A 14,085-nucleotide genomic window follows, 5' to 3' on the forward strand; every position below is an offset into this window, starting at 1 on the left:
GACTGGACATGCGGAACCCAGCGATGGGAAACTCACCCCAGTATAGCGAAACCCCCTTCCACTGCAACTTGGAGAGAGAACCCGCCTACGGGCGTTGCTTGAGCATTTTTCGGAGATCGAAGACCGGCGCGAAGCGTGGAGGGTGGCGCATCCATTGCCGGAGGTGTTGTTGCTGGTGGCGTGCGGCATGATCGCCGATTGCGACGGCTATGAGCACGTCGCGGCCTGGGGAGACGCGCATCTCAACCGACCCTGCGCGCCAAAATCGAAGCCTGTTTCACCGCCGCCCCAGCCGGGATCGTCGATACCGTCACAGAGTGGGACAAGGGGCATGGCCGCATCGAGGATGCGCGCCGTAACCATTGGGGCATCGAAAACCGCCCGCATTGGATTCTCGACGTGCTCTTCAACGAAGACCAAGCCCGCCTGCGCGCCGGACATGGAGCCAAAAACATGGTCGTCGTCAGGCGCTTCGCCATCAACCTCGTCCGCGCCGTCGCCGACAAGAAATCGCTCAAACTCAGGCGAAAGGCCGCAGGATGGGACCTCCGACACATGAAGGCGATCCTCGGCCTACAACCCCGTTAACCTGACTTCGTTGCCCCAAGCACCTCACCCCGCCGCGCCGACGGGCGGCGCCAGAGTCAAGCGGTGGTCGGCCATACCCGCCGCCAAGGCGGGATCGTGCGTCACCATCAGCATGGCCAGCCCCTGATCGCGAACCAGCCCGCGCAGCAGCCCCATCACGTCGGCCTGAGTCAGGGGATCCAGGCGGGACGTCGCCTCGTCGGCGAACAGGAAACAGGGATCGAGCAGCAAGGCCCGCGCCAGGGCGACCCGTTGCAACTCGCCGCCGGACACGGCGGCGGGGCGACGATCCAACAACGCCTCGTCCAGCCCCATCCGCTCCAGCAGCGCCCGCGCCGCCGCCCAGTTCAGCCGGTGACGGCGGCACAGGTCGGTCAGGCCGACGCGCAGGCTGACCGAGGGGGCGAAAGCGGCGATGGGATCCTGATGAAGCTTTTGATAGCGCAACGGGTTGGGGTCGCTGCGGCGAACCCGCCCGGCGCCGGGCGGCGGCAGCCCGAGCAAAAGATTGCCCAAACTGGTCTTGCCGCAGCCGCTGGGACCGGACACCGCCACCACGCGGCCCGGCGACAGAGTCAGATCGACGCCCGAAAACAGAGTGCGCCCGCCCCGCGTCAGCGCCACCCCCTCGGCCTCCAGCACCGGCGGCGCGGCGGTTTGGCCGTTGGCCGCGGCCGGTCGCCAACGGGCGGGGTCCGCCGCCATGAGCCGCCGTGTGTAGGCGTGCGTCGGCGCGTCGAGCAGGGCCGCCGTTTCGCCCTCCTCCACCACCGCGCCGCGCAGCATCACCATCATCCGCCCGCCCAGCCGCCGGGCGAGGGCGACGTCGTGGGTGATGACCATCACCGCCGCCCCCTGCGCCGCCGCGCCGAGAAGCTGCGCGGCGATGGAGTCGCGCCGGTCGGCGTCCAGCCCCTTGGTCGGTTCGTCGGCGATCAGCGCCGCTGGGCCGGTGATGGTGGCCGCCGCGAAGGCCACGCGCTGGGCCATGCCGCCCGACAGTTGGAACGGATAGCGCCGCTCCGCCCCGGCCAGCCCGAGCCGATCCAGCAACCCGCCCGCCTGCCGCGACGCCGCGCGCCAGCCGCTCCGCCCCAGCAGGACCGGAGCCAAGGCCACCTGTTTGCCGACGCGCATCGTCGGATCCAGGGCGTTCCATGGCTCTTGCGGCAGCAAGGCGAGATGGCGGCCCCACAGACCCTTCCGCTCCTCCACCGTCCGCCGTCCCGCCACCGTGATCCGCCCGCTTGCCGACAATCCGCTTGGCAGGCAGCCCATCACCGCCTGAGCGACCAGCGATTTGCCGGACCCGGTTTCGCCCATCATCACCAGGACGCTTCCCGACGGCAGAGTGAACCCAACCTCGCGGACCAGAATCTGCGAACCGGCGTCGATCCGCAGGCCGTCCACAATGATCGCCGCGTCGCCGCTCATGCCCCTTCTCCGTCCGTCACCAGCGCCAGCCCGAACACCGACGCGAACAGCAAAATCGCCGGCATCAGCACGTGCAGCGGGGCTTCGTCGTAGTAGGGCAAAAGCTCTGTCATCATGTTTCCCCATTCCGGCGTCGGCGGGCGAACGCCGATGTTGACGAAGCTGAGCGTCGAGATGGCCAACACCACCGTGGCCAGCCCGAACGCCAGCAACGTCGACAACGGTCGCCGAAGATCGGGCAGGATGTGGCGGCGGATGATGTGCAGGCGGCCAAAACCCAGCAGGCGCGCCGCCTCGACGTCGGGCAGTTGCAACCGGGCGCGGGCGGCGGCGCGCGTCAGCCGGAAATACTCCACCCACAAGGCGACCGCCAAACCCAGATACAGCGGCAGGAAGCCGCCCGGAGAAAAGGCGGTTATCATCACCACCAGAAGCAAACCGGGCAGCGCCATCACCGCGTCGCACAGCCCCGACAGCAGCCGGTCGGTCCAGCCCCCGGCCCAGGCGGCCAGCAGACCCAGCGCGACGCCGGGCAAGGCCGCCGACGCCACCGTCAGCAGGCCCAGCCACAGCGACAGGCGCGTGGCCTGCGCCAGCCGGGCCAGCATCGACCGTCCCAGATGGTCGGTTCCCAGCCACGCTTGGGAACCGGGCGACAGCAGAACGGCGCGCAGATTCTGCCGCAGCGGATCGGCCTCAATCAGCCACGGCCCCAAAAGACCGAAGGCGACGACCGCCGCCAGCAGGCTCCAGCCCAGCCAGCGCCGCCAGCGTCCGGGCCGAACCTCCTCCCGCGCGGGCGCGGTCACGCCGTCAACGGCAAAATCGGTCATGACGCGCGCCCCCGTGGGTCGATGGCCAGACACAACGCGTCCACCACCATGTTGAGTCCGACGAACAGCAATCCCATCACCAGCGCCGTTCCCTGCACCATCGGAATGTCGCGGGCGACCACCGCGTGCACCAGCGCGTGGCCGATGCCCGGCCAGGAGAACAGCGATTCGATGACCACCACGCCCTCCACCAGCACCACCAGTTGAACGCCGAGATAGGTGACGACCGGAACCAGCGCGTTGCGCAGCGCGTGATGACGCGCCGCCTGCCACAGGGTAAAGCCGCGCGTGACGGCGAAGGACATCGGCGGCGCCCGCAACGCCGCCAGCGCGGCGTCGCGCGTCACCCGGCTGGACATGGCCGCCAGCCCAAGGGCCAGCGACCCGGCGGGCAACAGCCAGCCCAGCGGCTCGTCGCCGCCCGCCGTCGGCAGCAGCGGCAGCCACACGGAAAAGCACAGCATCAGCAGGATCCCCACGACGAAGCTGGGGGCGGCGCGCAGCATGGCGGCCAGCAGCAACCCGGTGAAATCGACCGCGCCGCCCGCCCGCCACGCCATCAGCACCCCCAACGGCGGGCCGACCAGCATCGACAGCCCAAGCGCCAGAAGCGCCAGAAGCAGGGTGTGGCCCAACTGGTGCGCCACCTCCTCCACCACCGGGTCGCCGGACACCAGCGAGCGGCCCAGATCGCCCTGCGCCAGATCGCCGCCCCAGCTTGCCAGCCGCCGCCACCAGGGGCGATCCAGCCCCAGATCCAGCCGCACCGTTTCCGCCGCCTGGACCGACACCAGATCAATGCCGTACCGGCCTGCCGCGACGCGGAACGCCTGATCCCCCGGCAGGGTTTCGGCCATCAGGAAACACAGCGCGCCGACCACCGCCGCGACCAGCGCGGCCTGGATCAGTCGGCGCGACACCGCCAGAGTCAATCGGCCCATCGCATCCGCTCAATGTTGTAGGACAGTTCCAAGGGATCGACCTCGACGCCCGCCACCCGTTTGTTGGCGGCGACCACATAGTCGTACCAAGCGACCGGAATCACCGGCAGTTCGGATTGAAGCGTTTCGGCCACCCGCAAGCGCAGCGCGGCGCGCGCCGCCGGATCGGCTTCGCGGCTCAGGGCGTTCAGCGCCTCGATCAAGCCGTCGTTTTTCCAGCCCATCGCGCCCCAATCGCCGCCCTCGGGACCAAAATCCTGCAACAGGGTTCCCAACGGATCCGGGACAAGGCTGAAGTTGCGCGCCGCCAAGGCCATGTGAAGCGTGCCGTCGCGGTGCCCGGCGGGGATCTCCCCACTGCTGGTGATGGCGATCGTCACGTCCAACCCAACCCGGCGGAACTGGTCTTGCAGCGCGGTCGCCAGCGGCGGAAGCTCCGGTCGATCCGAAAAGGTGCGCAGCGTGACACGGAACGGCTCGCCGTCCTTGACGCGGATCCCATCCGGGCCGGGAACCCAGCCCGCCGCCGACAACAGCGCCGCCGCCTTGACCGGATCATGCTGGAGCGGCGGCAAGCCGCCCTGATGCCAGTCGGCCAAGGTTGGCGGGAAGAGCTGGCTGGCCGCCGAGGTCGGGCTGCGCAGCAGACCGGCGGCGACGCCCTCGCGGTCGATGGCGAGGCTGACCGCCTGACGCACCGCAAGGTCGCGGAAATAGGGCGATCCGGCGTTCAGCTTCAGCATGCGGACGCGCGGGATGGGGTGGACCGTCACCGACAGGTTGGCGTTGCGCTTCAGCCGCGCCGCCGTTTCCGGGGCCAGGGTGAAAACCAGATCGGCCTGCCCGCTTTCGGCCATCGCCGCCCGCGTTTCGCCCCGGCTCACCGACAGGAACGACACCCGCTCGATGGCGGGCTGCGGCCCCCACCATTGGGGAAAACGCTCGGCGTCCAGGCTGAGCGGGGCGTTGACGGCGGTCAGACGGTAGGGGCCGCTGCCGACCATCGTCGTCACCGCGCCGTTCGCGTCATAGGCCCCCGCCCCCAGGATGATGGCCGAATAATGGGCCAGGAAGGCCAACAGCGAGCGGAACGGCGTGGCGGTGACGATCGTCACCTCATGGTCGCCGTCCGCCGTGATCGCCGTGATGGGAACGACGCTGAGAATGCCGGGCGCCGTGCGCGCGCGCTCCAGCGACCGGATGACCAGCGCGCCCGTCAGCGGGCCGCCGTCGTGAAAAACCGCGTTGCGCCGCAAGGAGAAGCGCCAGGTCAGGCCATCGTCCGACACCCGCCAGCTCTCCGCCAGCGCGGGCAAGGGGCGACCCCGGGCGTCGGCCCCGACCAGCGTTTCCGCGACGCCCATGCGGGTGAAGATGTAGCCGCTGCGCGCCGGGTCGACGCCGCCGATCTCCAACGGCGACACGACGCGCAGGGCGCGGCTGGCGGCATCCTTGGCGGACGCGGCGGGGGCGAGGGCGAGGGCCAGCGCAAGGCAGGCGATCAGACAGGGTAAGAATCGACGCATCGCGTGTCTCGAATCCGGGGATTTTGGAAGGACAGCTCGATATGTTATAACATATCATTTGTCAAGCCACTGTCCTCATCGCCTGAGGCTTCCTGGTTGAAGCGAGCCATGGCAGAGGCCTGTCGGCTCTTCGCCAAGGCGCGCACCAGCCTCAGAAACGGCAGGATACCGATGATCGCCCGTTTGGAGTCGGTGGAAATTTATGATATTAATAATTATTCTCATTGACGGTCATTTCCAATCTCTGTATGGAATGTCGCCGCGTCTGAAAAATACCTGCGCGCTGTTATCACTGAACCCATGACGCAACAGCATCCATCCGGCGATTCCAGTTTCCCGCAAATTTTGCTTCGCATTTTTATTTGCAAATTTTGTTTTATTTTTGTTGGCGATGGTTCTGAACACTTGAGTTTCTCGGAAATACGCTGATCGATCATAGGACGATGGTGTCGGCATGAAGAAATCCTCCAACCCCGCCCCCGCGCTCCGCGTCTTGCCCCGAACGGATCGCGCCGACATCAGGCGTCTGCCGGACGGCGTGACCCGGCCATGATCGCGCGTCTTCATCCCTATCGGGACCTTGTCGCGCTGTCGGCCCCCATCGCCGGAATCCAGTTCGCCCAAGTGGCCCTGACCAGCACCGATCTGTTGATGATGGGGCTTCTCGGCGTTTCGGCGGTGGCCGCCGGCGGGTTGGTCATGCTGCTCTACAACCAATTGCGGACGATGTGCGTCGGCATGGTGACGGGGGTCGGCAACCTCGTCGCCGCCGCCGTCGGGCGCGGAGAAAAACGAACCGGCGTCAAGGAGCCGGACGAAACCGCCCGCGCGGAGGTGCGCGGCCTGCTGCGCGCCTCCCTGCTGGTCGCCACCCTGACCGCCGTCGCCGCCGCCGCCGTCCTGGCGCTGGCGAGTCTCCTTCTGCCCGTCCTGGGACAAGCGCCGGAGGTCGCCGCGCAGGCGCAGGGAATCATGCTGACGCTGGCCCCCGGCCTGCTGCCGATGCTGTGGCTGAACGTGCTGCGGCAATTCGCGGTGGGCATGCGCCGGGCCGGATCGCTGCTGCGGGTGACGGTGATCTCCATCGCCGTCAACGCTCTGCTGAACGCTGTGTTCATCTATGGCTGGCTGGGCCTGCCGCAGCTTGGTCTGGCGGGCGTCGGCCTGTCCACCACGCTGGTGCAGCTTTGGACCTGTCTGGTCTATTTGCGCACGGTCGGGCGCGACCCGCTGCTGGGTCCCTTGCTGACGCTGGACGCCTGGCGGGCCGATTGGGGGATCGTGAAGACGATCACCGGCCTGGGAACACCCATCGCCCTGACCTACGGGTCGGAGGCCGCCATCACCTCCCTCGCCACCCTGTTCATGGGCAGCTTCGGCGCGGTCACGCTCGCCGCCTCCAACATCGTCAACCAATTGGCCTACATCGTCTATCAGGTGAACATCGGCCTGTCGCAAGGCTCCTCCATACTGGTCAGCCGCGCCATCGGCAAGGGGCGGACGCACGAGGTGGCCGACATCGCCCGCCGCGCCATGACCATCGGCCTGTCGATCATGACGGCGGTCGGGCTGCTCTACGCCGTCGTCCCGGCCGTCGTGCTGCGCCCCTTCCTTGGCGCGCACGCCGACCCCGCCGTCGTCACGACGGCGACGACCCTGCTGTGGTTCGCCATCGCGCATCAGTATTTCAAGGGATCGCAGAACATCTGCGTCGGGCTGCTGCGCGGATTGGGAAACGCCAAGGCGGGTCTGACCAACACGTTGATCGGCTATTGGCTGATCGGCGTCCCCGCCATGGCGCTCTGCGCCTACCCGCTCGGGCTGGGCGGCCTGGGCGTCTGGTTCGGCCTTTGCCTGGGCTTCGGCGCGACCAGCCTGCTGCTGTGGCGGCGCTTTCTGTCCGATCTTGGGCGGCTGACCGGCGCGTCGTCGGCGTCCAAGGCCCCAAACACCACCCTCATTTCAAAGGAAGCGCGTTGACATGACCTGGAGCCTCCCGAATGTCTGCCTGACCATCGGCATGGTCGCCGCCCTGGCGGTCGGATCGGCGCGCGCGGACGACGCGACGACCCGCAGCGTGATCGACGCCCGTGGCGTGTCCGTGCAGGTTCCCGCCAAGCCGCAGCGCGTCGCGTCCATCTCCTACCTCGCCACCGACGTCGCGCTGGCGGTGGGCGTGACGCCGGTCGCCACCACCTACATGACCGCCGGTCGCGAGCCGGACTATCTGCTGGGCCTGACGGCGGGCATGAAGAAGATCGGCCAGCGGGCCAAACCCAATCTGGAGCTGCTGGCGGAGGCCAAACCCGACCTGATCGTCGCCATGCGGCGCTACACCCAGGGCAACGCCGCCCAAATCGAGAAAATCGCCCCCTACGTCGCCTACAACATGGAGCTGCACAGCGAAAGCGTCAAAGAGGTGGCGGAGCTGGCGGCCCTGCTGGGCCAGCCCCAACGCGGCCAGGAGCTGAACGACGCCTTCCAGAAGCGCCTGGACGATTACGCCGCCAAAGCGCCGAAGGACAAACACCCGCGCTTTCAGATCATGTGGGCCGGAAACACCCCCTTCACCTTCCACACCGAGACCATGGCCGCCTGGATCGCGACCAAGCTTGGCGGCGAGAACATCGCCGGTCCCATGGTCCAAGGCGGACGCTTTGGCCTGGAGATGAGCCTGGAATCCATGCTGGAAAAGGATCCCGAGGTGATCTTCGTCTATGATTCCGGCCCGGAACGCCCGCATCAGGCCAACCCGATCTGGAGCCGCCTGTCGGCGGTGAAGAATGGCCGCGTCCATTATGTCGGGGACGAGTGGGTGGAGGCGAACGGCCCCATCGCGCGCGAACTCGTGTTGCGCGAGGCCGCCCATTTCCTCCACCCCGACCATTTCCCGGCGATCAACGTCAAGGCCGAAGCCGCCACGCTGATCCCCGCCGCCCTTCAGAAGTGACGGCTCGTGAAAAGCCGCCTGTCATCCGCCGCCCTGTCGGAATTGGGTGAGCGTTGGCCGCCGAACGGATCCGTCCGTTCCGGCGCGCTGACGGTCGCCCTGCTGCTGGCGTCCGCGCTGATGTGCGCCGGGGGGCTGCTGCTGGGCAGCCGCCCCTTGCGCCTCGACATGTTGCTGTCGGTTCTGCTGCACCCGAACGACGCCATCGAGTCCATCCTGGTGTGGACGCTGCGCTTGCCGCGCAGCCTGTGCGCCTTCGTCGGCGGGGTCGGGCTGGCGGTGTCCGGCCTGCTGTTGCAAATTCTGACGCGCAATCCGCTGGCGGGGCCGGGCCTGACCGGCGTCACCTCCGGCGCGGTGACGGCCATCCTGCTGTGCTTCGTCCTGCTTCCCGGCTTTTCGTCGGCCTATTACCCGCTGGTCGGCTTGCTGGGCGGTCTGTCCGCCGCCCTGACCACGGCCTGGATCGCAAAAGGCGGCGGCCCGATGCGGCTGGCGCTGGGCGGCGTCAGCGTGGCGCTGTTTCTCGGGGCCGTCACCACCTATCTGATTTTGCTGAGCGGCCCGCAATCGACGGCGCTGTTCTTCTGGTTGTCGGGCGGATTCCAGAGCGGTTCCTGGCCGCAACTGCTGGCGATGACGCCCTGGGTCCTCATCGGTCTGGGCGGCGCGCTGGCCTGCCTGCGCGTCATCACCCTGTTCGGGTTGAGCGAGCAGGCCGCCGCCGGAATGGGGGTGAACATGGCCCTGTGGAAGCCGGTTTTGCTGCTGTTGGCGGCCCTGCCGGTCGCGGGGGTCGCCCCGGTCGCCGGGCATGTCGCTTTCGTCGGGCTGGCCTCCCCGCACATCGCCCGGCTGCTGAATCCCCCCGGCCCCGGCTGGCTGATCGGGCTGACCGCCGCGCTGGGCGGGACCATGCTGGTGGCCGCCGATCTGGCGGCGCGCACCATCGTTCTGCCGCGCGAGATCCCCGTAAGCATCGTCGCGGCGCTGATCGGCGGCCCGGTCTTCCTCCATCTGGTCCGCCGCCACCGCTTTTCCTCCCAGGCCGAGGCGTGAGGATGGACAGCGCCATAGCATCCCCCCCTCCCCGCGCCCGCTCGGGCTGGCTTCTGTTGTCGGGCTGCCTGCTGGCCGTCGCCCTGTCGCTGCCCATGGCGGTTCTGCTGGGGGTCGCCGACATTCCGCTGTCCGACAGCCTCGCCGCGCTGACCGGCGGCGGCAGCGCGATGGCCCGCTCCATCCTGCTCGATTTCCGGCTGCCGCGCGTCGCCACCGGCGTGCTGGCGGGGATCAATTTCGCCATCGCCGGTCTGCTGTTGCAGCGGATCACCCGCAACCCGCTGGCCGACCCGTCGATTCTCGGGATTTCGCAGGGGGCCACCTTGGCGGTCGCCGTCTTCCTGCTGTTCAGCGTCTACAGCCACGCGCCGGGCGGCAACACCCTGCCGGAACTGCCCATCGCCTGGTTGCCGACGGTCGGCACGCTGGGGGGATTGGGCGCCGCCGGGCTGGTCCATCTTTTGGCGCTTCGCCACGATCTCGGCCCGCTGCGCGTCACCCTGTGCGGCGTCGCCATCGGCGCGCTGCTGCACGCGCTGGCGATGGGCGTCATCGCCGGATGGGGATCCACCCGGATCGAGATCCTGCTGGAATGGCTGGCGGGCAGCCTCTACGCCCGCCGTTGGGAGCACGCCGCGTTTCTCGCCCCCTTCACGCTCGCCGGACTGGCGGCGCTGCCGCTGATCCTGCGCCCGCTGGATTTGCTGAGCCTGGAGGCGTCGGTCGCCCGATCTTTCGGGCTGTCCTATCAGCGGCATTTCACGCTGGTTCTGTGCCTGGCCTCCGGCCTTGCCGCCAGCGCGGTGGGGGCCGTCGGGCCAATCGCCTTCGTCGGCCTGCTGACGCCGCATCTGGCGCGTTTCGTCGTCGGGCGGCGCCGTCGCCGTCTGCTGCCGGTGACGATCACGCTGGGCGCGGTCGTGGTGACGGCGGGGGATTTGGCCGGGCGGTTGCTGGGCGGCGCCGAGGAAATCCCCATCGGCGTGGTCACGGCCCTGTTTGGCGTTCCTGTTCTGATTGTCTTGCTTCGGAAAACTCCGTGAGGGCGCGATGCCGGTTCTCTGTTCCCACCTGTCCGTCGCCTATGGCCGCCGCCCGGCGTTGACCGACTTTCGCCTGTCGCTCCAGCCCGGCGAGATTCGCGGCCTGATCGGGCCGAACGGCTCAGGCAAAAGCACGGCGCTGCAAAGCATCGCCGGTCTGATCCAACCGACCGGCGGGCGGGTGGAGATCGACGGGCGCCCCGTCCACGCGCTGCCCCGCCGCGCGCTGGCGCAAAAGCTGGCCTATCTGCCGCAACAGCCCGCCGCGCCGGAGGACATGACGGTCGAGCAGTTGGTCCGCCAGGGCCGCTTCGCCCATGTCGGGCTGTTCCGCCGCTATGGGCCGGAGGACGAGGACGCCATCGGCTGGGCGCTGGACAACACCGGACTGACCGCATTGGCCGAACGCAGCCTGCGCGAATTGTCGGGCGGCGAGCGTCAACGCGCCTGGATCGCGGCGGCGCTGGCCCAGCGGGCGCAGGTTCTGTTGTTGGACGAGCCGACCTCCTTCCTCGACATCGGCCATCAGGTGGAGGTGCTCGACCTTGTCCACCGTTTGAGCCGGGAGCGGGGCGTCGCCGTCATCATGGCGATTCACGACATCAATCAGGCGATGGCGGTGTGCGACGCCATTTCCCTGCTGCAAAAGGGCGTCTTGATGTTCGACGGCCCTCCGGCGGCCTTGGCCGACAGCGGTCTGATCGAAACAGTGTTCCGGGTGACGGGGCGCTTCATCCGCGTCGCCGACGGCGCCGCCCCGCATTTCGACGTCAGCCTCGCCCAGCGCCGATCGGATCGCCGGGCGCGGCGCTGACGCCAGCACTTCTGGGCCGGGTCTTCGGGGTTGAGGCCATCGTCGCCACCGCCCCGTCCGGCGCGCGCTTGCCCGCCATCCCGTCGGGGTCACGCCGCCGCCTGCTCCAGTTCCCGGCTCTCCCGCTCCTGCGCCTTCCGTTGCTCCTGCGCATCCGTCGCCGAACAGGAGGATCTGCGGTGGAGGAGGCTGGGAAATCAGCCCCGCTCATCGCCTGTCACTCGAAAACCTTGCCAAGATTTTCGTACAGGTCCGGCTTGCGCAGACGGATCACGCGGGCGAGCGCAAGCCCGCCCAAACCAAAGGCCAGAACCACCAGAGGGAAAGCTTGCACGATGTGGCTGTCGCTGCCGGTCAACAGTTCGAGATTCGCCGTGACCAGACAGAAAGCGCCCGCAAGACCAACCAGCGAGACGAAGGGCAGGATCAACGTCACCAGCAGGCTGTGCTCATGGGCGTGGTGACGACGGAAATATTTGATGATCGCCAAAGACACCAACGCCTGCACCGCCAGAATGCCCAGAACCGCCAGCGCCGACATCCAGGAGAAGACGATCGCGAAACCATCCGCGCCGCACAGAATGAAGACCAACAGAATGAGCGCCGCCGACAGGGATTGGATGTTTCCGGCGACCCAGGGCGAACCGTGGACCGGGTGGATCTTGGCGAGCTTGTGCCAAGCCACGCCTTCACGGCCCAGCGCGAAGAAATAGCGGTTCAACGTGTTGTGGAAAGACAGGACGCAGGCGAAAAAGGACAAAGCCAGCAGACCGTTCATCAGCGCGACGGACCAGCCGCCCAGAACCCTCTCCGCCGCGACGAAATAGAGGGTTTCCTTGTTGTTCATGGCCTCCTGCTGAATCTGCGAGAAGCCGTAATATTGCGCGATCGCCCAGGTCGAGAACGCGTAGAAAACGGTGATGAGCAGCACCGCGACATAGGTCGCCCGGGGAATGGTGACGGTGGGATCGCGCGCCTCTTCCCCGAAGATCGCCGTCGATTCAAAACCAATGAAGGAACCAACCACAAAGACCAGCGCGATGCCAAGGCCCGGCCCGAACACGACGGACGGCGCGAAATTGTTCAAGGTCAACCCTTCGGGTCCACCGCCCTGGAACAGGATTCCCAGATCCAGCAACAGCAGGACGACGAATTCCAAGACCATCGCGACGCCGAGGATCTTTCCAGAGAAGGAGATGTTGCGTTGCCCGGCGAAATGAACCAGCAGAAGCTGGACGAACGACCAGACATACCACGGCGCGGCATACCCGAAACTCTCCATGGTCCCCGACAGGAAAACGCCGGACAGCGCGTAGACCGCGATTTGGACCGAGCTGTAGGTGAGCAGCGAAATCAGCGCCCCGGCCACCGCCAACTGCCGACCAAGCCCTTGGGCGATGTACACGTAAAAGGCCCCGGTGCCGCCGACATGATGGCTCATCGCGGTGAAGCCCGCCGAGAACATGATGTACAGAAGCCCCGCCAGAACAAAGGCGCCGGGCACGCCGGCGCCGTTGCCGAACGCGAAGGCGGCGGGCGAGGCCCCAACCACGGCGGTCAGCGGCGCCGCCGCCGCGACGACGAAGAACACAATGTGGAGAAGCCCGATGGAATTTCGTGAAAGGCGTTCACCCTCGGGCGCGCGCGCGGTTGCGTCAAACGACATGAAACCAACCCCCTGTGTAGGATTTTTTTGTTCCTGAAATATGACGGGATTTTCAGACTCACCCATTGTATTCCGCGCCATTATTCCGATAAATTACGCCATCGCATCCGATGGAGCGTTGCCGCATGGTTTCCTCCCCTCCCACGCCGTCGCTCCAGAGAGGGGCTGTGATTCGCGCGTCCGCGCTCACGCCACTCTTTGAACATCTTGCTCAATCCGAAGGCGATGTGGCTGATTTTTTGAGCAGGCATGGGTTGGCGCGAACGATCCTTTCGGACCCCTATTCCGTGCTTCCTTTGGCGCACTATGTCAGGTTGTTTGAAAAAGCGGCGCAGGAGCTGAACGAACCAAATCTCGGCGTCCGACTCGGCCTGAAGATCCGCCCGGCGGATATGGGGCCGATGGGCGTTCTGTTTTCCCTATCTCCTACCGTCAAAGTGGGATTTGATCGCCTGTCCAGCAACGCGAAGGCGTTGCAAGGCGGCACCCAGTCATCGCTTTTTGAGGTGGGCGAGGATCTGATCTGGAGTTACCGGATCAGCGACCTGTCGCTCTGGCCGCGTCGTCAGGACGCCGAATACACCCTGGTGTCCAATTGCCAATTGGTCCGATCCTGTTTCGCGGCGGATTGGCGGCCCGTCGAGGTGCATTTCGAGCATGGGGAAGAGGCGGACCCGGCCCTGTTGCAGCGAATCTTCCGGGCGCCCGTCCTGTTCCGACAATCGGGAAACCGCTTCATCATGCGCCGTGACGACAGCGACCGTGTTTTTCGCACCGAAAATCGCGGCCTCACCAACATTCTTGAACACCACATCGCCGATTTGATCGGCGAAGCGAACGACGATGAGACGATCACCGATCAAGTCCGCGCCTTGATCGGCCTGTATCTTGGTCAAAAGCCGGTCACGCTGCCCGTCCTTGCCCGCGATTTGCGGATGTCCCCGCGCAATCTGCAACGCCGCCTGACCGAAGAAGGGGCCAGCCTTCGCGATCTTCTGGCGCAGCACCGCCAGCAAATGGCCAAAGTCTACCTGTCCCAAAAAGGCGCGCGCGTGTCAGAGGTCGCAAGAGCGCTGGGCTACGCCGACGAGACCGCGTTTTGGCGCGCGTTCCGAAACTGGACCGGCGAGGAGCCGAGCGCCTTTCGGCGAAACGCCTGCCTCGCGGGAGAGCGTACGGCCCCCACCTTGGACGGCGACCCGACAGAGCCGGATTGAGTCACGCGACG

12 protein-coding genes and 2 pseudogenes are annotated in these 14,085 nt (G+C 67.0%); 8 read left to right on the forward strand and 6 right to left on the reverse strand.

Annotated elements, in window-relative coordinates; translation table 11 throughout:
* Positions 1 to 142: 142 nt before the first annotated feature.
* Positions 143 to 187: pseudogene (locus ACODS4_RS07015) on the forward strand (hypothetical protein); the annotation flags it as partial.
* A gap of 158 nt (positions 188 to 345) precedes the next feature.
* Positions 346 to 588 (forward strand): annotated as a pseudogene (locus ACODS4_RS07020) (ISAs1 family transposase); the annotation flags it as partial.
* A 24-nt stretch (positions 589 to 612) separates the two neighbouring features.
* Here the strand turns inward: ACODS4_RS07020 and ACODS4_RS07025 are convergent.
* From ACODS4_RS07025 to ACODS4_RS07045, 5 genes are all read right to left on the reverse strand, one after another.
* Positions 613 to 2,022, reverse strand: a complete 1,410-nt coding sequence (locus ACODS4_RS07025) for an ABC transporter ATP-binding protein (RefSeq protein WP_488862071.1) — start codon at positions 2,020 to 2,022, stop codon at positions 613 to 615.
* A complete protein-coding gene (locus tag ACODS4_RS07030) occupies positions 2,019 to 2,855 on the reverse strand; it encodes an ABC transporter permease (protein WP_488862073.1) in 837 nt (278 codons plus the stop codon). The genes ACODS4_RS07025 and ACODS4_RS07030 overlap by 4 nt, the downstream gene beginning before the upstream one ends.
* A complete protein-coding gene (locus tag ACODS4_RS07035; RefSeq protein ID WP_488862075.1) occupies positions 2,852 to 3,796 on the reverse strand; it encodes an ABC transporter permease in 945 nt (314 codons plus the stop codon). The genes ACODS4_RS07030 and ACODS4_RS07035 overlap by 4 nt, the downstream gene beginning before the upstream one ends.
* Complete coding sequence (locus ACODS4_RS07040) at positions 3,784 to 5,322, reverse strand: ABC transporter substrate-binding protein (RefSeq protein ID WP_488862077.1); 1,539 nt, start codon at positions 5,320 to 5,322, stop codon at positions 3,784 to 3,786. The genes ACODS4_RS07035 and ACODS4_RS07040 overlap by 13 nt, the downstream gene beginning before the upstream one ends.
* Positions 5,323 to 5,553: 231 nt before the next feature.
* Entirely contained in the window at positions 5,554 to 5,889 is a 336-nt protein-coding gene (locus tag ACODS4_RS07045) for a hypothetical protein (protein ID WP_488862079.1), read from the reverse strand.
* Between ACODS4_RS07045 and ACODS4_RS07050 the strand changes: the two genes are divergently transcribed.
* Genes ACODS4_RS07050 through ACODS4_RS07070 form a run of 5 tightly spaced genes read left to right on the forward strand, consistent with a single transcriptional unit; the run spans position 5,872 to position 11,191 of the window.
* A complete protein-coding gene (locus tag ACODS4_RS07050) occupies positions 5,872 to 7,302 on the forward strand; it encodes an MATE family efflux transporter (RefSeq protein WP_488862081.1) in 1,431 nt (476 codons plus the stop codon). The genes ACODS4_RS07045 and ACODS4_RS07050 overlap by 18 nt on opposite strands.
* A 1-nt stretch (position 7,303) precedes the next feature.
* Positions 7,304 to 8,272: an ABC transporter substrate-binding protein gene (locus ACODS4_RS07055; protein WP_488862083.1), complete on the forward strand. Its 969-nt coding sequence runs from the start codon at positions 7,304 to 7,306 to the stop codon at positions 8,270 to 8,272.
* A gap of 6 nt (positions 8,273 to 8,278) precedes the next feature.
* Positions 8,279 to 9,331, forward strand: a complete 1,053-nt coding sequence (locus ACODS4_RS07060; RefSeq protein WP_488862085.1) for a FecCD family ABC transporter permease — start codon at positions 8,279 to 8,281, stop codon at positions 9,329 to 9,331.
* Positions 9,332 to 9,333: 2 nt separating this feature from the next.
* The gene (locus tag ACODS4_RS07065; protein ID WP_488862088.1) at positions 9,334 to 10,377 is read left to right on the forward strand and encodes a FecCD family ABC transporter permease; all 1,044 of its coding nucleotides are present in this window, start codon (positions 9,334 to 9,336) and stop codon (positions 10,375 to 10,377) included.
* 7 nt (positions 10,378 to 10,384) lie between these two features.
* Positions 10,385 to 11,191, forward strand: coding sequence for an ABC transporter ATP-binding protein (locus ACODS4_RS07070; RefSeq protein WP_488862090.1), 807 nt, complete (start codon positions 10,385 to 10,387; stop codon positions 11,189 to 11,191).
* A gap of 217 nt (positions 11,192 to 11,408) precedes the next feature.
* On the opposite strand, the gene ACODS4_RS07075 is transcribed toward ACODS4_RS07070, so the two are convergent.
* Positions 11,409 to 12,857 (reverse strand): APC family permease, encoded by a 1,449-nt coding sequence (locus tag ACODS4_RS07075; protein WP_488862092.1) that lies wholly within the window; start codon positions 12,855 to 12,857, stop codon positions 11,409 to 11,411.
* Positions 12,858 to 12,982: 125 nt separating this feature from the next.
* On the opposite strand from ACODS4_RS07075, the gene ACODS4_RS07080 reads away from it, so the two are divergent.
* Positions 12,983 to 14,074, forward strand: coding sequence for an AraC family transcriptional regulator (locus ACODS4_RS07080; protein WP_488862094.1), 1,092 nt, complete (start codon positions 12,983 to 12,985; stop codon positions 14,072 to 14,074).
* Positions 14,075 to 14,085: the final 11 nt, after the last annotated feature.

It is taken from the genome of Azospirillum sp. FG154 (assembly GCF_057809575.1).